The 25,865-nt window shown below is 38.8% G+C and carries 24 protein-coding genes; 19 read left to right on the top strand and 5 right to left on the bottom strand.

Annotated elements, in window-relative coordinates:
- Window position 1: 1 nt before the first annotated feature.
- From IGJ63_RS06945 to IGJ63_RS06910, 8 genes are all read left to right on the top strand, one after another.
- Window positions 2-1,081, top strand: a complete 1,080-nt coding sequence (locus IGJ63_RS06945; protein ID WP_002360175.1) for a carbamoyl phosphate synthase small subunit — start codon at window positions 2-4, stop codon at window positions 1,079-1,081.
- Window positions 1,081-4,263 carry a carbamoyl-phosphate synthase large subunit gene (carB, locus tag IGJ63_RS06940; protein ID WP_116593115.1) on the top strand — a complete coding sequence of 1,061 codons (3,183 nt, stop codon included), beginning with the start codon at window positions 1,081-1,083 and terminating at the stop codon, window positions 4,261-4,263. The genes IGJ63_RS06945 and carB overlap by 1 nt, the downstream gene beginning before the upstream one ends.
- A gap of 107 nt (window positions 4,264-4,370) precedes the next feature.
- Window positions 4,371-5,162 (top strand): dihydroorotate dehydrogenase electron transfer subunit, encoded by a 792-nt coding sequence (locus IGJ63_RS06935; RefSeq protein WP_002365731.1) that lies wholly within the window; start codon window positions 4,371-4,373, stop codon window positions 5,160-5,162.
- Window positions 5,159-6,097 (top strand): dihydroorotate dehydrogenase, encoded by a 939-nt coding sequence (locus IGJ63_RS06930; protein ID WP_002379493.1) that lies wholly within the window; start codon window positions 5,159-5,161, stop codon window positions 6,095-6,097. Before IGJ63_RS06935 ends, IGJ63_RS06930 begins: the two co-directional genes overlap by 4 nt.
- The gene (gene pyrF / locus IGJ63_RS06925) at window positions 6,087-6,800 is read left to right on the top strand and encodes an orotidine-5'-phosphate decarboxylase (RefSeq protein WP_002369313.1); all 714 of its coding nucleotides are present in this window, start codon (window positions 6,087-6,089) and stop codon (window positions 6,798-6,800) included. Before IGJ63_RS06930 ends, pyrF begins: the two co-directional genes overlap by 11 nt.
- Window position 6,801: 1 nt before the next feature.
- On the top strand, window positions 6,802-7,434 hold the full coding sequence (gene pyrE / locus IGJ63_RS06920) for an orotate phosphoribosyltransferase (protein ID WP_002357418.1): 633 nt from the start codon (window positions 6,802-6,804) through the stop codon (window positions 7,432-7,434).
- Between the two features lie 182 nt (window positions 7,435-7,616).
- Entirely contained in the window at window positions 7,617-8,330 is a 714-nt protein-coding gene (locus IGJ63_RS06915) for a carbonic anhydrase (protein ID WP_002382382.1), read from the top strand.
- A gap of 18 nt (window positions 8,331-8,348) precedes the next feature.
- Window positions 8,349-9,278: a LysR family transcriptional regulator gene (locus IGJ63_RS06910; RefSeq protein WP_002361904.1), complete on the top strand. Its 930-nt coding sequence runs from the start codon at window positions 8,349-8,351 to the stop codon at window positions 9,276-9,278.
- A 188-nt stretch (window positions 9,279-9,466) separates the two neighbouring features.
- Here IGJ63_RS06910 and IGJ63_RS06905 read toward each other — a convergent pair whose 3' ends face one another.
- Complete coding sequence (locus IGJ63_RS06905) at window positions 9,467-10,513, bottom strand: GntR family transcriptional regulator (RefSeq protein WP_002360181.1); 1,047 nt, start codon at window positions 10,511-10,513, stop codon at window positions 9,467-9,469.
- 156 nt (window positions 10,514-10,669) lie between these two features.
- On the opposite strand from IGJ63_RS06905, the gene IGJ63_RS06900 reads away from it, so the two are divergent.
- From IGJ63_RS06900 to IGJ63_RS06885, 4 genes are all read left to right on the top strand, one after another.
- Entirely contained in the window at window positions 10,670-11,959 is a 1,290-nt protein-coding gene (locus IGJ63_RS06900) for a glycoside hydrolase family 125 protein (RefSeq protein ID WP_016626639.1), read from the top strand.
- Window positions 11,960-11,970: 11 nt separating this feature from the next.
- A complete protein-coding gene (locus tag IGJ63_RS06895; protein ID WP_116495014.1) occupies window positions 11,971-14,661 on the top strand; it encodes an alpha-mannosidase in 2,691 nt (896 codons plus the stop codon).
- A gap of 161 nt (window positions 14,662-14,822) precedes the next feature.
- A complete protein-coding gene (locus tag IGJ63_RS06890; protein ID WP_016626641.1) occupies window positions 14,823-16,001 on the top strand; it encodes a pyridoxal phosphate-dependent aminotransferase in 1,179 nt (392 codons plus the stop codon).
- Between the two features lie 110 nt (window positions 16,002-16,111).
- Window positions 16,112-17,002 carry a phosphate ABC transporter substrate-binding protein PstS family protein gene (locus IGJ63_RS06885; RefSeq protein ID WP_002374731.1) on the top strand — a complete coding sequence of 297 codons (891 nt, stop codon included), beginning with the start codon at window positions 16,112-16,114 and terminating at the stop codon, window positions 17,000-17,002.
- Between the two features lie 41 nt (window positions 17,003-17,043).
- Here IGJ63_RS06885 and pnpS read toward each other — a convergent pair whose 3' ends face one another.
- Window positions 17,044-18,819, bottom strand: coding sequence for a two-component system histidine kinase PnpS (gene pnpS, locus IGJ63_RS06880; protein ID WP_002390658.1), 1,776 nt, complete (start codon window positions 18,817-18,819; stop codon window positions 17,044-17,046).
- The gene (locus IGJ63_RS06875) at window positions 18,816-19,526 is read right to left on the bottom strand and encodes a response regulator transcription factor (protein WP_438746150.1); all 711 of its coding nucleotides are present in this window, start codon (window positions 19,524-19,526) and stop codon (window positions 18,816-18,818) included. The genes pnpS and IGJ63_RS06875 overlap by 4 nt, the downstream gene beginning before the upstream one ends.
- A gap of 162 nt (window positions 19,527-19,688) precedes the next feature.
- Between IGJ63_RS06875 and IGJ63_RS06870 the strand changes: the two genes are divergently transcribed.
- The 3 genes from IGJ63_RS06870 to ffh all read left to right on the top strand — a co-directional run bounded on the left by IGJ63_RS06870 (window position 19,689) and on the right by ffh (window position 21,998).
- Window positions 19,689-20,153 (top strand): DUF523 domain-containing protein, encoded by a 465-nt coding sequence (locus tag IGJ63_RS06870; protein ID WP_438746148.1) that lies wholly within the window; start codon window positions 19,689-19,691, stop codon window positions 20,151-20,153.
- 83 nt (window positions 20,154-20,236) lie between these two features.
- Window positions 20,237-20,575, top strand: coding sequence for a putative DNA-binding protein (locus tag IGJ63_RS06865; RefSeq protein ID WP_002357429.1), 339 nt, complete (start codon window positions 20,237-20,239; stop codon window positions 20,573-20,575).
- Between the two features lie 4 nt (window positions 20,576-20,579).
- Complete coding sequence (gene ffh, locus IGJ63_RS06860) at window positions 20,580-21,998, top strand: signal recognition particle protein (protein ID WP_002361897.1); 1,419 nt, start codon at window positions 20,580-20,582, stop codon at window positions 21,996-21,998.
- Between the two features lie 74 nt (window positions 21,999-22,072).
- Here the strand turns inward: ffh and IGJ63_RS06855 are convergent, their stop codons facing one another.
- Together IGJ63_RS06855 and IGJ63_RS06850 are read right to left on the bottom strand one after the other, a co-directional pair.
- Window positions 22,073-22,828 carry a MerR family transcriptional regulator gene (locus IGJ63_RS06855; protein ID WP_438746146.1) on the bottom strand — a complete coding sequence of 252 codons (756 nt, stop codon included), beginning with the start codon at window positions 22,826-22,828 and terminating at the stop codon, window positions 22,073-22,075.
- A 115-nt stretch (window positions 22,829-22,943) separates the two neighbouring features.
- Entirely contained in the window at window positions 22,944-23,498 is a 555-nt protein-coding gene (locus IGJ63_RS06850) for an NADPH-dependent FMN reductase (RefSeq protein WP_002357432.1), read from the bottom strand.
- 141 nt (window positions 23,499-23,639) lie between these two features.
- Here IGJ63_RS06850 and IGJ63_RS06845 point away from each other — a divergent pair, with 141 nt between their 5' ends.
- From IGJ63_RS06845 to IGJ63_RS06830, 4 genes are all read left to right on the top strand, one after another.
- Entirely contained in the window at window positions 23,640-24,443 is an 804-nt protein-coding gene (locus IGJ63_RS06845; RefSeq protein WP_438746144.1) for a GNAT family N-acetyltransferase, read from the top strand.
- A gap of 146 nt (window positions 24,444-24,589) precedes the next feature.
- Window positions 24,590-24,865 carry a 30S ribosomal protein S16 gene (gene rpsP / locus IGJ63_RS06840; protein ID WP_002357434.1) on the top strand — a complete coding sequence of 92 codons (276 nt, stop codon included), beginning with the start codon at window positions 24,590-24,592 and terminating at the stop codon, window positions 24,863-24,865.
- 11 nt (window positions 24,866-24,876) lie between these two features.
- Window positions 24,877-25,122: a KH domain-containing protein gene (locus IGJ63_RS06835; RefSeq protein WP_002357435.1), complete on the top strand. Its 246-nt coding sequence runs from the start codon at window positions 24,877-24,879 to the stop codon at window positions 25,120-25,122.
- A 120-nt stretch (window positions 25,123-25,242) separates the two neighbouring features.
- Complete coding sequence (locus tag IGJ63_RS06830) at window positions 25,243-25,809, top strand: hypothetical protein (RefSeq protein WP_002357436.1); 567 nt, start codon at window positions 25,243-25,245, stop codon at window positions 25,807-25,809.
- The last annotated feature ends 56 nt before the right edge of the window (window positions 25,810-25,865 follow it).

The raw sequence follows: 25,865 nt of genomic DNA, 5'->3' as shown, positions 1-25,865 counted from the left end.
TTTGAAAAGGTTATTGATTTTAGAAGACGGAACAGTATTTGAAGGAAAAGCGTTTGGTGCAGAAGGCAATGTAGTAGGAGAAGTTGTTTTTACTACTGGCATGACAGGTTACCAAGAAGCAATTACTGACCAAAGTTTTAATGGACAAATGATTACTTTTACGTATCCATTAGTTGGGAATTACGGGGTCAACCGAGATGATTATGAATCCATTGCACCAACCTGTAAAGGTGTCATTGTTAAAGAGCATGCGCGGGTTGCTTCAAATTGGCGTCAACAAATGACCTTGGATGAATTTTTAAAGCGCAAAGGGATTCCGGGAATTTCAGGAATTGATACGCGTGCGCTGACTCGTAAGTTACGATCAGCTGGAACAATGAAAGGGAGCATCATTGATGCCGTGGATGATTTGCCGCATGCGTTTGATCAATTAAAAGCGACAGTCATGCCGAAAAATCAAGTGGCACAAGTCTCCACCACTAAGCCTTATCCGAGTCCAGGTATTGGGCGTAATGTGGTCGTCGTTGATTTTGGGTTGAAACATAGTATTTTGCGAGAATTATCAAAACGGCAATGCAACTTAACCGTGTTGCCTTATAATACAACGGCCGAAGAGATTTTAGAATTAAGTCCCGATGGTGTCATGTTGACAAATGGGCCTGGAGATCCCAAAGATGTGCCTGAAGCTATTGAAATGATTCAAGCAATCCAAGGAAAAGTTCCGATTTTCGGCATCTGCTTAGGTCATCAGTTATTTTCATTAGCGAATGGTGCGGATACGTATAAGATGAAGTTTGGACATCGCGGTTTGAATCATCCTGTACGAGAAATTGCAACAGGACGCATTGATTTCACTTCACAAAACCACGGATATGCCGTAGATGAAGCAACAATTGATCCAGAAAAATTACTTGTGACCCACGTGGAAGTCAATGATGGAACGGTTGAAGGCGTGCGTCATCGAGATTATCCTGCTTTTACTGTGCAATATCACCCAGATGCGGCTCCAGGACCGCACGATGGTCTTCATTTATTTGACGAATTTATGGAATTAATGGATGCATGGAAGGAGCAAAACTAATGCCAAAACGAACGGACATCAAGAAAATCATGGTGATTGGTTCAGGACCAATCATTATTGGACAAGCAGCAGAATTTGACTATGCAGGCACACAAGCCTGTTTAGCGCTAAAAGAAGAAGGGTATGAAGTTGTCTTAGTAAACTCAAATCCAGCGACTATCATGACCGATAAGGAAATCGCGGATCATGTTTATATCGAACCGATTACTTTAGAATTTGTTTCAAGAATTTTGCGAAAAGAACGTCCTGATGCTCTTCTACCAACATTAGGTGGTCAAACTGGATTAAATATGGCGATGGAATTATCGGAATCAGGAATTTTAGATGAGCTAAATGTAGAATTGCTAGGAACAAAGCTCAGTGCGATTGACCAAGCGGAAGACCGTGATTTATTTAAACAATTGATGGAAGAATTAGAACAACCGATTCCAGAAAGTGAAATTGTCAATACGGTGGAACAAGCCGTGGCTTTTGCCAAACGAATTGGCTATCCAATTATCGTTCGTCCCGCATTTACTTTAGGTGGAACAGGCGGCGGCATGTGTGATACGGAAGAAGAACTCCGCCAAATTGCTGAAAACGGTCTGAAATTATCACCAGTTACACAATGTTTAATTGAAAAAAGTATTGCTGGTTTTAAAGAAATTGAATATGAAGTGATGCGTGATTCGGCTGATAATGCGATTGTGGTTTGTAACATGGAAAACTTTGATCCTGTCGGCATTCACACTGGGGATTCGATTGTTTTTGCTCCGAGTCAAACCTTATCAGATTATGAATACCAAATGTTGCGAGATGCGTCTTTGAAAATTATTCGTGCATTAAAAATTGAAGGTGGCTGTAATGTTCAATTAGCTTTGGACCCGCATAGCTTTAATTATTATGTGATTGAAGTGAATCCTCGTGTTTCTCGCTCATCTGCACTTGCTAGTAAAGCCACAGGGTATCCCATTGCGAAGTTAGCTGCAAAAATTGCTGTTGGTTTAACATTAGATGAAATGAAAAATCCAGTTACTGGAACCACTTATGCCGAATTTGAACCAGCTTTGGACTATGTTGTTTCCAAAATTCCTCGATGGCCTTTTGACAAATTTGAAAAAGGTGCTCGAGAACTAGGAACGCAAATGAAAGCAACCGGGGAAGTCATGGCAATTGGCCGCAATATTGAAGAATCCTTATTAAAAGCAGTTCGTTCTTTAGAAATTGGTGCTTATCACAACGAGTTAGCAGAACTAAGTCATGTCAGTGATTTGGAATTAACGAAGAAAATGGTCCATGCGCAAGATGATCGATTGTTCTACTTATCAGAAGCCATTCGCAGAGGATATAGCATTGAAGAATTACAAAGTTTAACGAAAATTGATTTATTCTTCTTGGATAAACTTTTACACATTATCGAAATTGAAACGACCCTTGAAAGTCACGTGAACAACGTAGCTGTTTTGAAAGAAGCCAAACAAAATGGTTTTTCTGATCGGAAAATCGCAGCACTTTGGGGACAAACAGAGCAAGCCATCGCTGACTTCCGCAGAGCCAATCAAATTGTGCCCGTCTATAAAATGGTGGATACGTGTGCTGCAGAGTTTGAATCACATACGCCTTATTTTTATAGCACGTATGAAGTGGAAAACGAAAGCAATGTTTCGAAAAAGCCTTCTGTACTAGTATTAGGTTCTGGTCCCATTCGCATTGGTCAAGGGGTCGAGTTTGATTATGCAACCGTTCATTCTGTCAAAGCAATCCAAGCGGCTGGTTATGAAGCAATTATTATGAATAGTAATCCTGAAACAGTTTCAACAGATTTCTCTGTTTCTGATAAATTATACTTTGAGCCATTAACTTTAGAAGACGTCATGAATGTGATTGATTTAGAAAATCCGATTGGCGTGATCGTCCAATTTGGTGGACAAACAGCGATTAATTTAGCTGAGCCGCTCACAAAACAAGGCGTTAAAATTCTTGGAACAACAATTGAAGATTTAGATCGTGCGGAAAATCGTGATTTATTTGAACAAGCTTTGCAAGAGTTAGCGATTCCTCAACCACCAGGAGATACGGCCACAAGTGCAGAAGAAGCAGTCGTGATTGCTGATCGTATCGGCTATCCCGTTTTAGTGCGTCCAAGTTATGTTTTAGGTGGTCGTGCAATGGAAATTGTCGAAAATCAAAAGGATTTGGAAGATTATATGCGACACGCAGTCAAAGCTTCTCCAGAACATCCTGTCTTGGTTGATAGCTATTTATTGGGACAGGAATGTGAAGTTGATGCCATTTGTGATGGTGAAACAGTACTAATTCCAGGGATTATGGAACATATTGAACGAGCTGGTGTGCATTCTGGTGATTCAATGGCAGTTTATCCACCGCAGTATCTTTCTCAAGAAATTCAAGCAACGATTGCCGATTATACAAAAAAACTGGCACTTGGTTTAAACTGTGTAGGCATGATGAATATTCAATTTGTTATTCATGAAAATCGTGTTTATGTGATTGAAGTGAATCCTCGTGCGAGTCGAACAGTTCCTTTCTTAAGTAAAATCACAGGGATTCCGATGGCCCAAGTTGCTACAAAAGCGATTCTTGGTGAGAAACTGACTGACCTAGGATATCAAGATGGATTATACCCTGAAAGTAAACAAGTTCATGTGAAAGCCCCTGTGTTCTCCTTTACGAAACTACAAAAAGTAGATACGTACTTAGGGCCTGAAATGAAATCAACTGGGGAAGTTATGGGTAGTGATTATTATTTAGAAAAAGCCTTGTATAAAGCCTTTGAAGCATCTGGCTTGCATTTGCCAAGTTATGGAGCTGTACTTTTCACCATTGCTGATGAAACAAAAGAAGAGGCGTTAGAAATTGCTAAGCGTTTTTCAGCAATTGGCTATAGTTTAGTCGCAACGGAAGGAACCGCTGACTTTTTAGCGAAGCATCAGTTGCCTGTTAAGAAAGTGACGAAAATTTCTAATCCTGAAGGGGAAACCGTGCTGGATGTCATTCGTAATGGGAATGCACAAGTGGTAATCAATACCATGGATAAAAACCGTTCCAGTGCCAACCAAGATGGGTTTTCAATCCGTCGGGAAGCAGTCGAACATGGGATTCCATTGTTTACCTCACTTGACACAGCGAATGCGATTTTAAAAGTTTTAGAATCAAGAGCCTTTACGACAGAAGCCATTTAAGCAAAAATCTGGAACAATCGTCTGAGGAGGACTGTTCCAGATTCTTTTACGAAGAAATAGAAAATCATTTATAGGGGAATCAGAGAATAAAGGAGTGAAGGATACTGATGCAGAGAAAGCAAGAAATGATGACCATTGTAGCTCAAAAACAGTTAGCGCCACGGATTTATCAGTTAGACTTACAAGGCGAGTTAGTGAAAGAGATGACACGACCTGGACAGTTTGTGCATATCAAGGTTCCGCGTGCAGATTTACTTTTGCGGCGACCGATTAGCATCAACCAAATTGATCATTCGAACGAAACCTGTCGTTTGATTTATCGAGTCGAAGGCGCTGGAACGGAAGTGTTTGCCACCATGAAGGCTGGTGAACAATTAGATATTTTAGGTCCTTTAGGAAACGGCTTTGATATAACTACCGTAGCAGCTGGTCAAACTGCTTTTATCGTTGGTGGAGGAATCGGGATTCCCCCATTGTATGAATTATCAAAACAACTCAATGAAAAAGGCGTGAAAGTGATTCATTTTCTTGGTTATGCATCAAAAGAGGTTGCTTATTACCAACAAGAATTTATGGCATTAGGAGAAACACATTTTGCCACAGATGACGGCTCGTTTGGCGCTCATGGCAACGTGGGCCGTTTATTGTCAGAAGCGTTAGCAAAAGGACGGATCCCTGATGCAGTTTATGCTTGTGGTGCGAATGGTATGTTAAAAGCAATTGATTCTTTATTTCCAACACATCCACACGTTTACCTTTCTTTAGAAGAACGGATGGCCTGTGGAATTGGGGCTTGCTATGCCTGCGTTTGCCATAAAAAAGGAGACACTACTGGAGCAAAAAGTGTCAAGGTCTGTGATGAAGGTCCGATTTTTAAAGCAAGTGAGGTTATCTTATGATGAAAAATCCTTTAGCCGTTTCAATTCCAGGTTTAACATTAAAAAATCCAATTATTCCCGCCAGTGGTTGCTTTGGGTTCGGGGAAGAATATGCTAACTATTATGACCTTGATCAATTAGGTTCAATTATGATTAAGGCGACAACGCCCCAAGCACGATATGGAAATCCCACACCACGTGTAGCTGAAACACCTAGTGGTATGCTAAATGCCATTGGATTGCAGAATCCAGGCTTAGACGTGGTTATGCAAGAAAAATTACCAAAATTAGAAAAATACCCTAACTTACCGATTATTGCAAATGTTGCAGGTGCTTGCGAAGAGGATTATGTGGCTGTTTGCGCAAAAATTGGGCAAGCGCCTAACGTCAAAGCAATTGAACTGAATATTTCCTGTCCCAATGTGAAACATGGCGGCATAGCTTTTGGTACAGATCCAGAGGTTGCTTTTCAATTAACACAAGCAGTCAAAAAAGTCGCCTCTGTTCCGATTTATGTTAAACTATCACCAAACGTAACGGACATTGTGCCAATCGCCCAAGCAATTGAAGCAGGGGGTGCAGACGGTTTTTCTATGATTAATACATTGCTAGGGATGCGCATTGATTTAAAAACGAGAAAACCTATTTTAGCCAATCAAACTGGCGGACTATCTGGCCCAGCCATTAAACCTGTTGCTATTCGCTTAATCCGACAAGTCGCCAGTGTTTCTCAGTTGCCAATTATTGGAATGGGCGGTGTTCAAACAGTGGATGATGTCTTGGAAATGTTCATGGCAGGTGCTAGCGCTGTCGGTGTTGGTACGGCCAACTTTACAGATCCATATATTTGTCCGAAGTTGATTGACGGATTACCTAAGCGAATGGAAGAGTTAGGTATTGAATCGTTGGAACAATTAATTAAAGAAGTGAGAGAGGGGCAGCAAAATGCACGATAGACCAATTATTGCGTTAGATTTTCCCACGCAAAAAGAAGTGGCTGTTTTTTTAGAAAAATTTCCTAAGGAAGAAGCCTTGTTTGTTAAAGTGGGGATGGAACTTTTTTACGCAGAAGGACCAGCGATTGTTCGCTGGCTTAAAGAACAAGGACACGATGTTTTCTTGGATTTAAAATTACATGATATTCCGAATACTGTGGAAAAAGCGATGACAAATTTAGCAAAATTAGGCGTTGCCATTACTAATGTCCATGCAGCAGGGGGCGTTCGAATGATGCAAGCAGCTAAGGAAGGTCTAATCAAAGGGACTCAGCCAGGCGCTAAGGTTCCTGAGTTAATTGCTGTAACCCAGTTGACTTCTACTAGTGAAGAAGAGATGCACCATGATCAATTAATCAACGTTCCTTTAGAGACAAGTGTCATTCATTATGCTAAATGTGCGGAAAAAGCGGGTCTGGATGGCGTGGTTTGTTCAGCATTAGAAGCACGTGGTATTCAAGAAGCAACCAAGCAGACGTTTATTTGCTTAACACCTGGTATTCGTCCAGCAGGAAGTGCAGTAGGTGACCAACAACGGGTCGTTACGCCGCAACATGCTCGCGAAATTGGGTCCACATATATCGTTGTTGGCCGACCTATTACCCAAGCAGAAAATCCTTATGAAGCCTATCAAGAAATCAAAAAAGACTGGAGCGAAAAGTAACATGACAAAAGTAGCAAAAAAGATTGCCAAAGATTTATTAGATATTGAAGCGGTATTTTTAAACCCTAATGAGCCGTTTACCTGGGCAAGTGGCATAAAAAGCCCGATTTATTGTGATAACCGTATCACGATGAGTTATCCTGCTGTGCGTAAAGAAATTGCAGAAGGCTTAGCGGCAAAAATTAAAGAGACTTTCCCAGAAGTCGAAGTGATTGCTGGGACAGCTACCGCAGGGATTCCACATGCGGCATGGGTAGCCGATATTTTAGGATTACCAATGGTTTATATCCGCAGTAAAGCCAAAGATCACGGCAAAGGGAATCAAATTGAAGGCCGAATTTCTGAAGGACAAAAAATGGTAGTTATCGAGGATTTAATTTCAACAGGCGGTAGCGTGTTAGAAGCGGCAGAAGCGGCGGAACGTGAAGGAGCAACGGTTTTAGGCGTTGCGGCAATCTTCACTTATGAGTTACCCAAAGGAACGGCAAATTTTGCAGATAAACAGATGACGTTACTAACGTTAACCAATTATTCAACTTTAATTGATGCTGCATTAGAAGCAAATTATATCGAAGAAAAAGATGTTACCTTATTACAAGAATGGAAAAAAGATCCTGAAAACTGGGGCAAATAACCGTTGAACTAAAGAAGGTTCTTGTCGTCTGATTTTTAGTGTCATTTTCAGTAACCAGATTTAACGGTAGGAGAACTTAGGTCATTTGCCGAGGAGCGTAATGATCTAAGTTCTTTTGTTTGACGTAGAAAAGATGTTAGGATAGAGTTTTAACATGAGTTTTACCTGATTACTATGTGGAAATGAAGGAAGAGTGTATGAAAAAAATAAAAAATATGGACGTTGAATGGAGCTATACAGGCAACGATGGACCAGAACATTGGCATACGCTATGTGACTGGTTTGCAGAAGGTGCTAAGTTTGCTTATCAATCGCCAATTGCTTTAGAAAAAGAAAGTGCTGAGACAGTAAATTCTCAGATTACGTTTCATTATAAAAAAGAAGAATTCACTGAAAAAGAATTCAAAAATACGTTTCATTTTGTACCACCAAATACGGAAAGTTACGTAATGTTTGAAAATGTTGCGTATCATTTAACCGATATCCATTTTCATATGCCTAGCGAACATTTGCTATCGGGAAAGCAGTATCCGCTAGAATTCCATTTGGTTCATATGAACGATGCTGGCGAAAATTTAGTTGTCGGTTGCCTGTTTACCATCACAGAGGAAGAAAATCGTTTTTCAGAAGCGAATCATCCGATGGACTGGGAAAACGGCACGCACCAACAATGGTTTAATCCGTCAATCTTTTTACCAGAGGAGCGTCTACACTACCATTATGTAGGCTCGTTAACAACACCGCCAACTAAGGGTCCAGTGAAATGGTTTGTATTTGATACCATTCAAAAAATGGATCAAGCCTTTTTAAATAAGATTAAGGAAGGTATGTTGGCCTTTAACAATCGGCCCCTTCAGCCGTTGAATGGGCGTAAGATTTATTTTTCAAATGATTAGTGTGTGGAGGAAAAAGGGTTGAATATTCAACAAATGAAGTATGTTGCTGCCATAGCTAACAATGGGAGTTTTCGGGAAGCAGCCAAAAAACTATTTATTACACAACCTAGCTTGTCAAATAGTATTCGAGAATTAGAAGAAGAACTAGGAATTTCCCTCTTTTTACGTACTAATAAAGGCGCTTTTTTAACAGAAGAAGGAATGGTTTTTTTAGAACAAGCAGAGAAAGTCTTAGTTCAAATGGAGTTATTGGAAAATCGCTATCGCGAGACAGTGACCAGCGAACGATTCTCCATCTCTTCGCAACATTACGATTTTTTAGGTGAGGTAATTGCCAAAGTTCTTAAAAAGTATGGGGATCAATATAAAGATTTTCGTGTCTTTGAAACCACAACCTTAAAAGTAATTGAAGACGTCAAAGGATTTCACAGTGAGTTGGGGATTATTTATTTAAATGAACAAAATAGTGTCAGTATTGAACGGTATTTAGAACAAGCTAATCTAGCCTACGAGGTAATTAGTACTTTTAATACACACATTTTTTTAGGAAATCATCATCCTTTAGCCAAGCAAAAAGAAATTCATTTAGAAGAATTAGTTCCCTATCCACAAGTTCGCTTTAATCAAGAAGGAAGCAATTTTTCCTATTTTTCTGAAGATTTAGTTGAAATTCCTGAACAGGAATCGGTCATTCATACGACAGATCGTGGAACCTTGATGAATTTGTTGGTAGAAACCAATGCTTATGCTTCTGGTTCAGGTGTCGTAACGGGTTTTACGAAGAAAGAAATTCGGTTAGTACCATTGGCGCCAGCCTTGGAAAATCGTATTTGTTTACTCTTTCCCAAAAATCGGGAAATCAGTCCGATTGGTCGCTACTTTATCAAAGAACTAAAAGCGTTGTTTAAAAAAGAGGTAGATACCAAAACATTTAGCACTAAGGAATAAAAAGAAGAGGTCGGGACAGAAGTGTTTAACTCCGAGAAATAAGAAGGAATTTCCGAAAATTGTTCTTTAATTTTTGGAGAATTTCGGCTTATTTCCGAAGGAGTTGCTTCTGTTCCCGCCGTTTATTAGTTTTTGAGCGTGGAGCAAAAATCCAAAGTGATTTTTGTCCCACGCTCTTCTTTTTTTGCTCATTTTGAAACAGTAGAAATGGTTTCTCTTTCAATTAATGTGACAGGTACTTGAATGTCTTCTATGATTTGAATGTCTTGTTGCATCGTTTGTAATAACACTTCACCAGCTAGTTTTCCCATTTCTTTAAAGTCTTGCGCCATGGTTGTTAATGGCGGTTCGACAAATGCTGCTGCTTGAATATCGTCAAAACCAATAATCGATAATTCTTCAGGCACATGAATACCTAGGTTTTTACAGTTTCGTAAACAATGTAACGCGCTGAAGTCATTATCGCAGACCACGGCTGTGAGTTGGTGCGCCTCAAAATACTGTTTAAAGTTGTGTTCATCTAAGAGATTGGTTTCCGTGATTGCTGTATGGAACGCCAGATTGGCTTCTTTTAAAGCTTGGAGATAACCTAAATAACGTTGCCGAACGGATTGTAGGGCCGGACTTCCTGAAAGGATATATCCAATTTTTGTATGTCCTAAGCCAATTAAGCGTTCGGTTGCTGTTTTACCACCAGCAAAGTTGTCTGATTGAATGGTTGCAAAAGGTAAATCATGGATCTTTTTATCCAAGACAACGACTGGAAAATTCATCAAAGCCAACTCAAACAATAAGTCGAGGTAGTCATTACTAGTAGCAGCATAATAGACAAGCCCGGCAAACTCATTCACAATGTCCGCAGCATTTTTCTCTCTCAAAAAATTAGGCGAGGTCATAAAGACTTCTAAACCAGCTGCTTGAATAGTAGGGGCCAAACCGCTATAGAAATTTCCTACTGATAAATCGTCTGCAAAAGGCAATAAAAAAAGAACTTTATTTAAAGAGGTATGAAGAGGATGCTTTGGTGCTTGAACAAAACTTCCTTTTCCTTGGTGACGTTGGATTACGCCTTGCGTTTCCAACTCAGTTAGCGCTCGTTTGGACGTAATTCTACTGACGTTAAACTGAGCCGATAATTCTTTTTCGGTAGGCACTTGCGCTCCAACAGGCAATCGCCCTGAATCAATTTCATTTTGTAAATAATCAATAATTTGTTGATATAATGGTTGCTTCATTCATTTCACCTCACAATAAGATATATCTTATTTATAGTTTACCATAAATTAATTGGTTTTAAAATGAAAAAAATGATTGAAATCACTAGACAAAGTGAAATGTAAACGCTATAATTCAATTGTGAAATGATATATCAAATTTAAGAGGTGACGAGAATGGTTTATACAGAAGTTCCAAAATCCGTAGCAACATTTATGGAGACAATTACAGAAAAATGCGGTGAAGCACATCAAGATTGGGCAAAAAACTTTCAGGCGGCCTTTGCCAATACTTTACTAACAACAGTGAAACGTCAAGAAGATGGTACTACCTTTTTATTAACAGGCGATATTCCAGCAATGTGGTTAAGAGACTCAACAGCGCAAGTTCGTCCCTATTTAGTGATTGCGAAAGAAGACGAAGACCTTGCTCAAATGATTGCTGGTTTGGTTAAACGCCAGTTTCGTTATATTTGCATTGATCCTTATGCCAATGCGTTTAATGAAACAGATAATCATGCAGGCCATCAAACTGATAAGACCGAAATGAATGGCTGGATTTGGGAACGGAAATATGAAATTGATTCATTATGTTACCCGGTCCAATTAGCCTATTTACTTTATAAAAATACTGGGATGACCGAACAATTTAATTCAGATTTTGTGGAAGGCGTCAAAAAAATTCTCAACGTTTTCACAACAGAACAAGATCACGCACAGTCACCTTATTTATTTGAACGAGATACGTGGCGTCAAGAAGATACGTTGGTTGAAGCAGGGAAAGGAACACCAGTTGGCAAAACAGGGATGACATGGTCAGGCTTCCGTCCTAGTGATGATGCCTGCCAATATGGTTACTTAGTTCCTTCTAACATGTTTGCAGTCGTAATTTTAGGCTATATTCAAGAAATTTTCTCTGATGTTTTAGAAGATGCTACGATTGTGGCGATTGCTAAAAAATTACAAGAAGAGATTGAAGAAGGCATCCAAACATTTGGACGAACAAAAAATCAAAATAACGAAACGATTTATGCGTATGAAGTGGATGGCTTAGGCAATGCAAGCGTGATGGATGACAGTAATGTTCCCAATTTAGTAGCAGCCCCTTATCTGGGTTATTGTTCAACAGAGGATGAACAATATTTAACAACGCGTCAAACCTTATTAAGTAAAGAAAATCCTTACTTCTATGAAGGCAAATACGCGAAAGGGATTGGTAGCTCGCATACACCAGAAAATTACGTGTGGCCGATTGCTTTAGCAATGGAAGGAATGACAACCAAAGATAAAGCTGAAAAAGAACGAATTTTAGATTTATTAGTTGCCACAGATGCGGGGACTCATTTGATGCATGAAGGTTTTGACGTAGATAATCCTGAAAATTATACAAGAGAATGGTTTTCATGGGCTAATATGATGTTTTGTGAATTAGTTATGGATTATTTTGACATCCGAGTGGATAAATAGGAGGAAAAGTGATGACAAAGAAAAAAGTCTATATTGTTTCCCATAGTCATTGGGATCGTGAATGGTATCTTCCTTATGAAGAACATCATATGCGCTTAATTGAATTAGTGGATAATGTATTAGATTTAATTGAAAATGATCCAGAGTTTAACAGTTTCCATTTAGATGGACAAACGATTATCTTAGACGACTATTTACAAGTTCGCCCAGAGAAAAAAGAAGCTGTAAAAAAAGCTGTCCAAGCAGGCAAACTAAAAATCGGACCATTTTATATTTTACAAGATGACTTTTTAATTAGCTCTGAATCCAATGTTCGAAACATGCTGATTGGGCATTTAGAAAGTCAAAAATGGGGAGCACCAGTTCAATTAGGTTACTTCCCGGATACATTTGGTAACATGGGTCAAACGCCTCAAATGATGCAATTAGCAAATCTGCCTGCGGCTGCCTTTGGACGTGGGGTGAAACCGATTGGCTTTGATAATCAAGTCTTAGAAAGCGACTATAGCTCACAATATTCTGAAATGTGGTGGGAAGGTCCGGACCAAACCAAAATTTTCGGCTTGCTTTTTGCGAACTGGTATAGTAACGGGAACGAAATTCCTTCAGAAAAAGAAGCGGCAATCGCTTTTTGGAAACAAAAATTGGCTGATGTGGAACGTTACGCTTCCACAAACCATTTATTGATGATGAATGGGGTCGACCACCAACCGGTACAAAGAGATATTACTAAGGCCATCGCTTTAGCCAATGAACTATTCCCAGAATATGAATTTATTCATTCCAATTTCGATGACTATTTGAAAGCTGTTCAAGAGGAGTTACCAGAAGATTTAGGAACAGTAACAGGTGAATTAACGAGTCAAGAAACGGATGGCTGGTACACATTAGCCAATACTTCTTCTGCTCGCGTCTATTTAAAACAGTGGAACACAAAAGTCCAACGCCAATTAGAAAATATCGCAGAACCTTTAGCAGCAATGGCTTACGAAGTAACTGGCGACTACCCACATGACCAATTTGATTATGCTTGGAAAACATTGCTTCAAAACCATCCGCACGATAGTATTTGTGGCTGTTCTGTCGACGAGGTTCACCGAGGCATGATGACTCGCTTTGAAAATGCCAATGATGTCGGGCATTTCTTAGCAGATGAAGCAACACGACAATTAACAGAAGCAATTGATACAAGTGTTTTCCCAGAAAAAGCGCACCCGTTTGTTTTATTTAATACTAGTGGCTATCAGAAAACGGAGGTTGTCACTGTGGAAGTAGAGATTGAACGATTGCCATTTTATACAGGAAAACCTGAAGATCTTTATCATGAATTAAAACAAAAAGCCACCCCAGATTATCAAGTGATTGATCCAACTGGAAAAGCCGTTGCAAGCCGTATTGTCAAAGAAGATGTTCGTTTTGGTTACGATTTACCTAAAGATGCTTTCCGTCAACCGTACATGGCTAAATACTTAACGGTCGAATTATCTGTCAAAGAAATGGCGCCATTCTCTTGGGATAGCTTTGCATTGATTCAAGGAGAAACGAAAGCTTTTGAAGGAAGTCTTTTGGCTCAACCAGCAACAAATGAAATGGAAAACGAATTTATTCAAGTGAAAATTGAAAACAATGGTAGCTTAACCATTGTTGACAAAAAAACAGGAGAAATATTTTCAAAATTGTTAACATTTGAAGATACTGGCGACATTGGGAATGAATATATCTTTTTCAAACCGACCGAAGACCAAGGAATTACAACCGAAAATGTAACGGCTGAAATTACGAATAAAGAAAATTCCCCTGTAAAAGCAAGTTATCAAATTAAACAAACCGTCATGTTACCAGTTTCAGCAGATGAACGATTAGAAGAAGAACAAAAGGCTGTTCGTGAGTTTAGAGAACGCCAAGCACAACGTTCAACGACGCTTCGCCCGTTCGAAATAACGACAGTGGTTACAATGATCAAAGAAAGTAACCAATTATTCTTTGAAACAACCATTAATAATCAAATCAAAGATCATCGTTTACGCGTGCTTTTCCCAACTGGCATGGTCACAGAAACACACGAAGCGGATAGTATTTATGAAGTCGTGACACGACCAAATCAAGTAAGCGACACATGGGAAAATCCAACAAACCCGCAGCACCAACAAGCGTTTGTGAATGTTCATGACCAAAACAAAGGCGTGACTATCTTCAATGAAGGCTTAAATGAGTATGAAGTCTTGGCAGATGGAACCATTGCGGTCACATTAATTCGTTGTGTTGGCGAACTAGGTGATTGGGGCTATTTTGCGACACCAGAAGCACAATGCCAAGGAGAATATACCTTTAAATATGGTTTGTCATTGCATGGAAAACCAGAAGAACGCTTTGCTACGTATCAACAAGCCTATAGTGCACAAATTCCTTTTACTGCAGCTACTACTGCGCGTCATGAAGGTAAACTAGCACCGAACCACGTCTACTTGACAACGGCAGAAGGACCAATTGGTTGGACAGCCGTTAAACGTCAAGAGCAAACAAATCATTTAGTCGTTCGTGGCTTTAATCTAACAGCGCAAAATATTCCTTGTGAACTTCACAAAGAGACACAACCAGCGACTTGTTTAACAAATGTATTAGAAGAACCGTTGACACCAGCGATAGAAGTTGATGCACCATTACGTCCGTTTGAAATTCGGACATGGCGTTTCGAAAAATAAATAAATAGGAGAACTTTGTTGAAAAGGACAAAGTTCTCCTATTTTCTTCTCTGTCGTTTTTTTGAGATATTTATAATAAAAATCTAGCGAAACAATGAGAAAATCATTCATTTTACGGTCAATTTGTGCTACTATAACGTCAACTGAAGGAGTGAAGCTAAATGGATTTAACCAATCGTTTTAATCGTCAAGTAAATAAAATTGCTGTTTCTTTAATTCGTCAATTTGACGAACAAGTCTCAGGAATTGAAGGTATTTTAAAATTAACGCTAGGAGAGCCGGATTTTAACACACCTGAGCATGTCAAAAAAGCAGCCAAAGAAGCAATTGATGCGAATTTTTCTCATTATACAGGGATGTCTGGTTTATTAGATGTCCGTGAAGCAGCCGCTTATTTTATGAAAGAAAAGTACCATTTGACTTACCAGCCTGGGACAGAAATTTTAGTAACAGTTGGAGCAACAGAAGCGATTTCAGCTTCGTTAATAGCAATTTTAGAACAAGGTGACAAAGTGCTATTGCCAGCACCTATTTACCCAGGGTATGAACCAATTATTACATTGGCGGGGGCGGAACCGGTATATTTGGATACACGAGGCAACGATTTTGTCTTGACCCCTGAAATGATTGAAGCGGCAATGGCCGAGCATGGGGAACAAGTCAAAGCAATTATTTTAAATTATCCTAGCAACCCAACTGGTGTCACCTATAACCGCCAAGAGTTGCAAGCAATTGCTGATGTTCTAAAAAAATACGACATTTTTGTGATTAGCGATGAAATTTATAGTGAGTTAACTTATGATGAGAGTCATGTTTCGATTGCTGAAATGTTACGTGACCAAACGATTTTAATTAACGGTTTGTCGAAATCACATGCCATGACAGGCTGGCGGATTGGCTTTATTTTTGCACCAGCGATTTTAACAGCGGAGATCATTAAAGTTCATCAGTATTTAGTTACTGCGGCTGCAACAGTGTCTCAAAAAGCGGCTGTTCGTGCCTTAATCGAAGGAATGCATGATGCTGAAATTATGAAAGAAGAGTATCGGAAACGGCGCGATTTTGTTTATGAACAGATGACTCAATTGGGGTTTGAGGTTGCACGTCCAAATGGCGCCTTTTATATTTTTGCTAAGATTCCTACTGGTTATGAACAAGATTCTATGAAATTTTGTATTGATTTAGCGCAAAAAGAAGCAGTAGCGTTGATTCCAGGTATTTCTTTTGGTCCAGAAGCAGAAGGATACGTCCGAATTAGTTATGCGTCCGATATGGATAAATTAACAACGGCCATGGAACGAATCGCACATTACATGGCGACACAACGCGTAACGCACTAGCCTTTATAGATTCTTTACACACCTTTACCTTTTATTTACATTTAATTGAAACAGAATTAACAGAGTCTTGGTAGACTAAACTTGTAACTAATTGAAAAGGAAGTGCAAAGATGAAAAAACGTGTAATTGCAGCAACTATGCTGAGTCTAGGGTTATTATTAACTGGGTGCGGAGCTCAAGGAGGCACAACTGAAAAATCCAGCGAAGCGGATAGTAACAAACCAGTTAAAATTGTCGCTGTTGGTTCCACCGCTTTACAACCGTTAGTAGATGCTGCGAAAGATCAATTTACACAAGAACATCCCAATTATACAGTTTCTGTCCAAGGTGGCGGCAGCGGAACAGGACTTTCGCAAGTTGCAGATGGCGCAGTGACCATTGGAAATTCCGATGTGTTTGCCGAAGAGAAAGATGGCGTGGATGCCTCTAAATTAGTTGATCATCGGGTGGCCGTGGTCGGTATGGGACCAGTGGTCAACAAAGAAGTCGGCGTGAAGAATTTAACGAAGCAACAATTGATTGATGTCTTTACTGGCAAAGTCAAAAACTGGAAAGAAGTGGGCGGCAAAGATCAAGAAATCGTCGTAATAAACCGCGCAAACGGAAGTGGCACCCGAGCAACATTTGAAAAATGGGGCTTAGATGGAGCTAAACCAGTTCAATCACAAGAACAAGATTCTTCGGGAACAGTTCGTAAAATTGTTGAACAAACACCAGGAGCAATCAGCTATTTAGCTTTTTCTTATATGGATGATTCCACCGTTGCCTTAAGCATTGATGGTGTTGAACCAAAAGAAGAACACGTGAAAGACAATTCATGGAAAATCTGGTCTTATGAACATATGTATACAAAAGGGGAGCCTAATAAAGATGTAAAAGCCTTCTTAGACTATATGGTCACCGATGATGTTCAAAAAACAATTGTCAAAGACTTAGGTTATTTAGCCATCACAGATATGCAAGTAGAACGTGATGTAAATGGAAAAGTAACTGAAAAATAAACAAAAAAACTCAGCCAATAAACAGGATTGGCTGAGTTTTTTTAGGCTTCTTTTTTTGTTAAAGGCAAGGTGATTGTAAAAGTGGTCCCTAAGCCTAAGTGACTATCAATGGCGATTTTACCGCCTAATAATTCTGTGTAATTTTGGACAATAGCTAGACCTAGACCGGTGCCACCAGAATGACGGCTACGTGCTTTATCGACACGATAGAACCGTTCAAAGATCCGTTCTTGGTCTTTTTGACTAATGCCAATGCCAGTATCTTGAACAGATAAACGTAATTGCTGATTTTCTATAGCATAAGAAATAGTAATCTGACCATTTTCTTGGGAATACTGAATGGCATTTTCAATTAGATTCTTCACGATTGGATAAAACAATTCGTATTTGGTGAAAAACTGGCTCTCTGGCAGACCATGAACGACTGTTTTCAGCTGTTTTGCTGCCAATTGTTGCTGATAAGAACCGAGAATTTCTGTAATAAATTTTTCTAAAGTAATTTCTTGCTCTGCATAAGGAATTGTCGCGCTGCCCCGAGAAAGTTCTAAAATTTCTTGAATTAATTGTTGCAGACGCTGGGCATCTTTTTGCATGATGTGCAAAAATTGATTAAGGACTTCCGGATCTTCTTTTGCGCCGTCTATGAGTGTCTCGGTAAAGCCCAAAAGAGAAGTGACAGGCGTTTTTAATTCATGAGACACGTTTGATACAAAATCTTTTTGCATTTTTTCTAGTTGGCGAACGCGCGTTAAATCATAGGCAATTCCTAACACTTGATAATCATTGGCACTTTGATCATCCAAGTAACGAAGAGAAAGATCTAAGCGTAAAGGTGTTGGTCCCTGTGTCACAGTGATTTCTTGATGTAAGCTGTTTTTTTCAGCGACGACTTGATGGATTAAATGAATCAAATCGGCGTCTTGAATCACTTCAAGATAATTGCTTTGCATATTTTTAGCAGAGAGTCCTAACATTTCCTGCATTTTAGGGTTCAACAGACGAAGCCGTCCTTGCGTATCAATGATAAAGACACCAATCATCAACTCATCTAAAAGTTCGTGAAATTGCTCATCCGCAGACGTATACGCTTTATACGTTTGACTTACTTGTTGACTCAGTAAGTTAATAGTTTCGTAAAGTTCATTCCATTCAGAAGATTGCTGGATAATGGATCGATTTTCATCTGGATGTTTAAGCATTCGTTTCAGAATCGGTAAGACAGTCACTAGCGGTTGATTTTTTTGCCGTAACAATAAAAAGATAAACAAGGTAATTAGTAGGAACAAGATGCCAAATGTAAAGATAATATAGCGACGAAAAGATTGGATATTTTTAGAAAATAGCGCGGTTTGTTCCGAAATCCGAATAATACCAACGATTTCTCCTGATTTTAAAACAGGCGTGGCAACGTACAGAAGTTCTTTATTTAACGTTTTACTCTTTCGTAAAGCTGAACCATAGGTAGCTCCTGATAGAACCGCAGCGATTTCAGGTCGTTTTTTGTGCGACTCTAGCGGTTCATTTTGGCTGCTGTCAAAAAAGACGGTACCATTTTTTTGCAACAAAGTTACCCGTTCTTCTGCATCATCTAACGCATGGGTGACAAGGAGTTGTTGTTGGTTTGTCAGTTGCCCTTTTTCGAAAACGGAAGGGGGCAACTGGTCTGTTAAAAGGGTATTTTTTCTTCTTAAATAGGTTTCTTGCTGAGCAACCATTTCTTTTTGAAAGAAAAAATTGGTCGCTGCAATACTCCCGACAAATAATAAAAGCATGACTGCCGCAACTAAAAAATATTCAATCCGCAGTCTCTTTTTCATCGTTTTTGCTCCTGAAAACGGTAGCCAAAGCCACGGACAGTTACTAAGTAAACGGGCCGTTTGGGATCGGGCTCGATTTTATCACGTAAATGACTAATGTGGACATCGACGATGCGACTTTGTCCAGCGAAGTCATATTGCCAAATTCGTTCCAACAAGGTTTCCCGATTAATGACCCGATCTTTGCGTTTCATAAAGTAAACGAGTAATTCAAATTCTTTCGGTGTTAGTTCAATGGGCTGATTGCGCACAAAGACTTCATAATTTTGTTCATCCACACGAATCTCGCCAATCACAAGCGGAGCTTTAGGTGTGTCCTCTTGAAGCGGTTCGGTCGTGGTAGGTTTTAAACGACGAAAAATAGCTTTCATGCGTGCTAGGACTTCTCTGGGACTAAAAGGTTTTGTTAAATAATCATCTGCCCCAATTTCTAAGCCGATGATTTTATCTACTTGTTCATCTTTGGCAGTTAAAATCAAAATAGGCGTGTCAATTTTTTCTCGACGAAGTGCTTTGGTAATTTCTAAGCCATCCATACCAGGAAGCATTACATCTAAAATTATAAAATCATATTGATTAGACAAAGCTAATTCGAAGCCGTTTTTACCATCTTCGGAAGTAGTCACCTGATAGCCTTCTTTTTCCAAATTAAAGGTTAACAAAGTTAAAATCGATGGTTCATCATCGACGACAAGAACTTTTTTCATTTACATAACTCCTTCAAGAAATTTCTGAAAATAAGTGTATATTTCACTATTGTTAGTTTAACATATTTTTAGAGGAAGAACGTACTTTAAAGTAAGCGAGAATGCTACTTTTGAGAAAAGTCAACTCATGGTATAATAGAGAAATGAAATGAGGAGAAGCGAATGATTGGTATTAGTAGTTGCTTAGGTGGGATTTGTTGCCGTTACGATGGAAAATCTCAAGAACAAGAAGCGTTAAAACAACTTATAACTAATGGAAAAGCAATAATGATTTGTCCCGAAGTTTTAGGAGAGTTGCCTATGCCACGTCCGCCAGCAGAAATCATTGGCGGGGATGGCTTTGATGTTTGGGCGAATACTGCTTATGTATATACGGATAACGGGGAAGATGTCACTGATGCATTTAAAGCAGGGGCACAACGCGCGTATCAAAAATTAAAAACTCAACAAATTACAACCTTGATTTTGAAAGAAAAAAGTCCCAGCTGTGGCAGCCAGCTGATTTATGATGGACAATTTTCTGGCATTAAAAAAGCTGGAGTTGGGGTGGCAACTGCTTATTTTATTCAACAAGGAATGACCGTTTATTCTGAAGAAACATGGCAACTTGCGGACATTTCTTTTTAAAAGGTAAAAACTTAGTAAAAAAAGATTGACTATTCCCTATGAAATCGGTAACCTATAAGGGATTGAAGATGGGAGCACGGCTCATGGAAATGGAAAAAACAAACCGCATGAATGCGTTATTTGAATTTTATTCGACATTATTAACGGAAAAGCAGATGAATTATATGGAGCTTTACTATGCTGATGACTTTTCTTTAGGAGAAATTGCGGAAGAATATGAGGTTAGTCGCCAAGCGGTTTATGATAACATTAAACGAACCGAAAAAATTTTAGAAGAATACGAAAAAAAGTTACATCTTTATTCAAACTATGTTGTACGGAAAGAATATCTTGAACAACTACAGCAGTATGTTCAAGAAACTTATCCCAAAGATAGTGAAATCAAAAAATATATTGAACAAATTCAAGAAATAGAGGAATGAAACTATGGCTTTTGAGAGTTTAACAAACCGCCTACAACAGGCAATGAGTAAAATCCGTCGTAAGGGAAAAGTTTCCGAAGCCGACGTAAAAGAAATGATGCGAGAAATCCGTTTGGCTTTATTAGAAGCCGACGTTAATTTACAAGTGGTCAAAGATTTCACAAAACGCGTCAGAGAACGGGCAGTAGGAGTCGAAGTATTAGAAAGCTTATCACCAGCCCAACAAATTGTAAAAATTGTTGATGAAGAATTAACGAAAACGTTAGGTTCAGAAACGGTTGAACTGAATAAATCTCCAAAAATCCCGACAGTGATTATGATGACAGGGTTACAAGGGGCTGGTAAAACAACTTTTACTGGTAAATTAGCAAAACACTTAATGAAAACTGAAAACGCTCGTCCGCTTTTAATCGCTGGTGACGTTTATCGTCCAGCAGCGATTGATCAGTTGAAGGTTTTAGGTCAACAATTAGAAGTTCCCGTTTTTGATATGGGAACAGATGCTAATCCAGTGGAAATTGTTCGTCAAGGGTTAGCATTAGCAAAAGAAAAGAAAAATGATTATGTCTTAATTGATACGGCCGGCCGTTTACACATTGACGAAGCTTTAATGGACGAATTGAAACAAATTAAAGAGTTGGCTGATCCCAATGAAATTCTGTTAGTTGTTGATGCGATGACGGGGCAAGATGCTGTCAACGTTGCAGATAGTTTTAATGAACAGCTTGGAATTACTGGGGTTGTTATTACCAAAATGGACGGCGATACTCGTGGGGGGGCTGCGCTGTCAATTCGGGCAGTAACGGGCGCTCCGATTAAATTTGTCGGTTCTGGTGAAAAATTAACCGATTTAGAAATTTTCCATCCCGATCGTATGTCGAGTCGTATCCTAGGTATGGGGGACATGTTGACGCTAATTGAAAAAGCGCAACAAGATTACGATGAGAAAAAAGCAGAAGAACTTGCTCAAAAAATGAAAGAAAACAGTTTTGACTTTAACGATTTCATTGAGCAATTGGATCAAGTTATGGGCATGGGACCGATTGAAGACTTATTAAAAATGATCCCTGGAATGAGTAACATGCCTGGTATTGAAAATGTCAAAGTCGATCCAAAAGATGTGGCACGGAAACGGGCGATGGTCCTATCAATGACCCCTGCAGAACGTGAAAATCCTGATCTATTAAATCCTAGTCGCCGCCGCAGAATTGCAGCTGGTTCAGGAAATAGTGTGGTTGAAGTCAATCGTATGATTAAACAATTTAAAGAATCCAAAAAAATGATGCAACAAATGTCCAAAGGGGATATGAACATTCCTGGTATGGATCAAATGTTAGGTGGCGGCGTTAAAGGCAAGCTAGGTAAAATGGCAATGAATCGTATGATGAAGAAAAACAAAAAGAAGAAAAAGAAAAAAAGATAAACAGGCTTTAGTTAATTATTGTAAGAAACAGAAAGTGCGCCATCAGTCTCTTCGACTGATGGCGCACTTTCTGTTTAAGCGTAGTTTTGGATAATTGCGTTTAACGCTTCGGCAAAACCAGCGCCGTGTTGTTCATAATATGACGTAAATCGTTCATCACCAACATACATAAGCCCTAACCCTTTGTGTGCTTCTGGCGAATAGCTTGACCAAGAGTACATTAACCAATCTTTGTGTAATTGGAAAATTTCTTGCGCAAGTTGACTAGTCAACTTGGGTGATTTTTGATACATGGCTAACTTAGAAAATAAATCTTTTTCCACGTTCTGCATTGCTTGCATGTCTTTTTCCGTCAAGTTTAAATATTTTTTGTTGGCTTGTTCAATCGTTTCGTTGCCATATTTTTCCCGAATCTCTTTACCATATTTTTCTTCGTTTTCTTGAACTCGTTGTTGTTTGAATGCTTCGAATTTTTGCTGATCTGACATGTTTATCTCTCCTTTGTAATGGTGTAAGGTTTGTTGAACAGAGGCTAAAAGACGATCAATTTCATTGCGCTTTTCCAATAGCTTTTGTTGATGCTCGTATAAAGCCTGTTCAACATTAAAGTCAGGTTGCTCCAAAATTTCTTTAATTTCATCTAGTTTCAGATCCAATTCACGGTAAAAAAGAATTTGTTGCAAACGATTCACCTCGGCTTGCCCGTAAATTCGATAACCAGAAGAATTAATTCTGGCTGGTTGAAGAAGACTAATTTCATCATAATATCGTAACGTCCGTGCACTGACGCCAGATAGTGAAGCCATTTTTTTAATTGTATATTCCATCATTCATTCCTCCTGACAAAATCTATCATAAACCTTTACGTAACGAGAATGTCAAGCAAAAAATAAAAAAAAGAGACAACCTGTTAAAAGTTGCCTCATTTTTTCTCGATTGATTCAATTAGGCAGTTAAGCGATTAAAGAAATCCACGTAAGCATCTACAATTGATTGTAAGAAACCAACAGTGCCATCAATAATTTTACCATCTTCACCAATTAAGTTCGTAATGCCGCCAATATAGGCTTCAGGTTGTTGTAAAGTTGGAACATTTAAGAAGACTAATGATTGTCTTAAATGATGGTTTGCACCAAATCCGCTAATTGCACCTGGTGAAACACTCACCACAAGTCCTGGTTTTTTATCCCAAACGCTTTCGCCATACGGACGTGAACCGACATCCAATGCATTTTTTAAAACAGCTGGTACTGAACGGTTATATTCTGGTGTTACAAACATTACGCCATCTACTTGTTTAACTTCTTCACGGAATGTTGTCCAAGCTTCAGTGGGGGTTCCTTCATCATCCAAATCTTGATTGTATAATTCTAAATCACCAATGTTAATAAAAACAGGTTCGAAATCAGCTGGAAATAAGTCCGCCATTGTTTTTGCTACCAATTTGTTAAATGAATCTTTTCTTAAACTCCCTACAAAAATACCAATTTTTTTTGTCATGTAAATCCCTCCATTTTTCTTTTACTTACTTTATGATAGTACTTTTTCAAAAAAAGCGCAAACGTTTTATCCTTGTACATTGTTGAACTTCGTAACTTCACGTATAATAGCTAGTAAAAGGATGAGTAAAGGAGCAACTGCTTGAATAAAAAAATAAATTGGCGCCGACAGTTAACACAGTTGGAGAAACAAACATTGACTGAATTAAAAAACAAGGAATTGATTAAACAAGGAACTTTTTATAAATTGGAACAAACATTTCCTGAGGAATCAGCTTATACTTATTATGGTTTATACAGGAAGGAACAAACCATACAAGCGTATATCGTAGGGTATTGTTTTGATGGGGAAACCTTGGAAGCGACGATTGTTGCGCCAAATGTAGGACCATTTTTTGAAGAACTTGTTCAAGAACTCGAAAAGCAAGCAGCTTTGTGGGGAATGAAAGAAGTCTTTCTCGTGATGGACGACAAGCAATCTGTTGGCCTGAATTATTTTAATAGACAAGGAATTGTGCCAGCTTTTTCAGAACAGTATCTGGTTTTTCAAAGAGAAACTTGCTCACAGGCGTTGGCGAAGCTGACACTTCTCCGACCACAAGTGGCTGATTTGGATTCCTTGGCTAGGTTACTCGAAGGTACGCCTTTGCCGGAGGACCTTCAACGAACACTTATTTATAAAGAAAACAATCAACTTTTAGCCACGCTACGTTTGGATCATTTTGAAAACGAATGGGGGATTTATGGCTTTGTTGTGACAAAAACGCAACGAGGTCGCGGTCTTGGCCGTCAAGTGTTACAGTCTGCGCTCCGAATGATTTTAGAAAATTCAGCTTCAGCGACTATTTTTTTAGAAGTTGAAACAGAAAATCAAGCAGCGCTTCATCTCTATCAAACAGAAGGCTTTCAAGTGAGAAACCAGTACAACTATTATCAAATTTTGTAAAAATTCTTCATTATTTCGTTTGTTTTCCTGCAAATTGGCTAAAAAAATTGAAAAAAAGTAAAGGTGTCAAGAAAAAACTCTTTACAGGTTGTTGTTAATCTGTTAAACTAACTCTTGTGATTAAGTTAATGGAGGTGTATTTAATAATGGCAGTTAAAATTCGTTTAAAACGTATGGGTTCTAAAAAGAGTCCTTTTTACCGTATTGTAGTAGCTGATTCTCGTTCTCCTCGTGATGGACGTTTCATCGAAACTGTAGGTACTTACAACCCTTTGAAAGACCCTGCAGAAGTAGTTTTAAAAGAAGATTTAGTTTTAGATTGGTTATCTAAAGGTGCGCAACCTTCTGATACAGTTCGTAACATCCTTTCAAAAGAAGGCGTTATGAAAAAACATCATGAAGCTAAAAACGTTAAGAAATAAGGTGATTGAATATGGCAGATGTGAAAGAGTTAATTTTAACTATTGTCCGTCCGTTAGTCAGTCAACCTGAAGCAGTCTCATTAGAAATTGAGGAATCAACTGATTTCCTCGAGTATAATTTGACTGTGGCCAAAGAAGATATTGGACGTATCATTGGTAAACAAGGGCGTGTTGCAAAAGCAATTCGGACAATTGTTTATAGTGTACGTATCGATGGTCCGAAAAAGGTCCGTTTAAATATTCTTGATGGTAAATAAGCATTAACAAGGAGGTAGCCTAGCTATCTTCTTTTTTTATACATAACCAAAAAGTTTTCATTGCTAGAGACAGGCCTTTCTTGCTAAAATAGATGTATCCAGAATAAAGGAGCGATTTGTATGGCAAAACGAATTATCATTATGAACTTTGATATTGAAAGTAAATCGTACCAAGCATTTTCCGAAATAAAAAAGATGCAGGCAGAAAGACAGCTTAAAGGTGAGCAAATGGCGGTTGTTACGCATGTTAATGATGGCCAGCATCAATTTAAAATCAATGATTTTATCGATTTTACAGGCAACAATCATACATCAAAAGATAGCATGATTGGGATGCTAGTAGGCATATTAGGTGGTCCTCTGGGCATTCTTTTTGGCTGGTTTGCTGGAAGTATGTATGGTGCAAGCAAAGACGCCAAAGAAATTCAAGAAGCACAAACGGTTTTTGAACATGTGATTCAAAAGATTGATGAAGGACAAACGGGATTATTATTAATTGCAGAAGAAGAAGACAATCGTCCGCTCAACCAATTGGTTATGTTTGACTTAGGTGGCGAAATCACGCGGCTTGATTTAGAGGAAGTCCAACAAGAAATTAACGATGCGAACGAAGTTGCAAATGAAGCGAAACAATCGTGGCAAGCAAAAAAAGAACAACATAAAGAAGCGACATCGAAAGAAGAATAAGGAGCAAAGACTGTTTTCTGAATAAAGGGAAACAGTCTTTTAAAATACTAAGAAAT

The organism is Enterococcus sp. DIV1375a (assembly GCF_051712205.1).
Classification (GTDB): Bacteria; Bacillota; Bacilli; order Lactobacillales; family Enterococcaceae; genus Enterococcus; species Enterococcus faecalis.
The sequence above is the reverse complement of the archived record's forward strand: the minus strand, read 5'-3'. Positions and strand labels throughout refer to the sequence as shown.

Coding starts and splice junctions, on each gene's coding strand:
- carB (WP_116593115.1), top strand. CDS start 1,081: ATGCCAAAACGAACGGACATCAAGAAAATCATGGTGATTGGTTCAGGA.
- IGJ63_RS06935 (WP_002365731.1), top strand. CDS start 4,371: ATGCAGAGAAAGCAAGAAATGATGACCATTGTAGCTCAAAAACAGTTA.
- IGJ63_RS06930 (WP_002379493.1), top strand. CDS start 5,159: ATGATGAAAAATCCTTTAGCCGTTTCAATTCCAGGTTTAACATTAAAA.
- pyrF (WP_002369313.1), top strand. CDS start 6,087: ATGCACGATAGACCAATTATTGCGTTAGATTTTCCCACGCAAAAAGAA.
- pyrE (WP_002357418.1), top strand. CDS start 6,802: ATGACAAAAGTAGCAAAAAAGATTGCCAAAGATTTATTAGATATTGAA.
- IGJ63_RS06915 (WP_002382382.1), top strand. CDS start 7,617: ATGAAGGAAGAGTGTATGAAAAAAATAAAAAATATGGACGTTGAATGG.
- IGJ63_RS06905 (WP_002360181.1), bottom strand. CDS start 10,513: ATGAAGCAACCATTATATCAACAAATTATTGATTATTTACAAAATGAA.
- IGJ63_RS06900 (WP_016626639.1), top strand. CDS start 10,670: ATGGTTTATACAGAAGTTCCAAAATCCGTAGCAACATTTATGGAGACA.
- IGJ63_RS06895 (WP_116495014.1), top strand. CDS start 11,971: ATGACAAAGAAAAAAGTCTATATTGTTTCCCATAGTCATTGGGATCGT.
- IGJ63_RS06890 (WP_016626641.1), top strand. CDS start 14,823: ATGGATTTAACCAATCGTTTTAATCGTCAAGTAAATAAAATTGCTGTT.
- IGJ63_RS06885 (WP_002374731.1), top strand. CDS start 16,112: ATGAAAAAACGTGTAATTGCAGCAACTATGCTGAGTCTAGGGTTATTA.
- pnpS (WP_002390658.1), bottom strand. CDS start 18,819: ATGAAAAAGAGACTGCGGATTGAATATTTTTTAGTTGCGGCAGTCATG.
- IGJ63_RS06875 (WP_438746150.1), bottom strand. CDS start 19,526: ATGAAAAAAGTTCTTGTCGTCGATGATGAACCATCGATTTTAACTTTG.
- IGJ63_RS06870 (WP_438746148.1), top strand. CDS start 19,689: ATGATTGGTATTAGTAGTTGCTTAGGTGGGATTTGTTGCCGTTACGAT.
- IGJ63_RS06865 (WP_002357429.1), top strand. CDS start 20,237: ATGGAAATGGAAAAAACAAACCGCATGAATGCGTTATTTGAATTTTAT.
- ffh (WP_002361897.1), top strand. CDS start 20,580: ATGGCTTTTGAGAGTTTAACAAACCGCCTACAACAGGCAATGAGTAAA.
- IGJ63_RS06855 (WP_438746146.1), bottom strand. CDS start 22,828: ATGATGGAATATACAATTAAAAAAATGGCTTCACTATCTGGCGTCAGT.
- IGJ63_RS06850 (WP_002357432.1), bottom strand. CDS start 23,498: ATGACAAAAAAAATTGGTATTTTTGTAGGGAGTTTAAGAAAAGATTCA.
- rpsP (WP_002357434.1), top strand. CDS start 24,590: ATGGCAGTTAAAATTCGTTTAAAACGTATGGGTTCTAAAAAGAGTCCT.
- IGJ63_RS06835 (WP_002357435.1), top strand. CDS start 24,877: ATGGCAGATGTGAAAGAGTTAATTTTAACTATTGTCCGTCCGTTAGTC.
- IGJ63_RS06830 (WP_002357436.1), top strand. CDS start 25,243: ATGGCAAAACGAATTATCATTATGAACTTTGATATTGAAAGTAAATCG.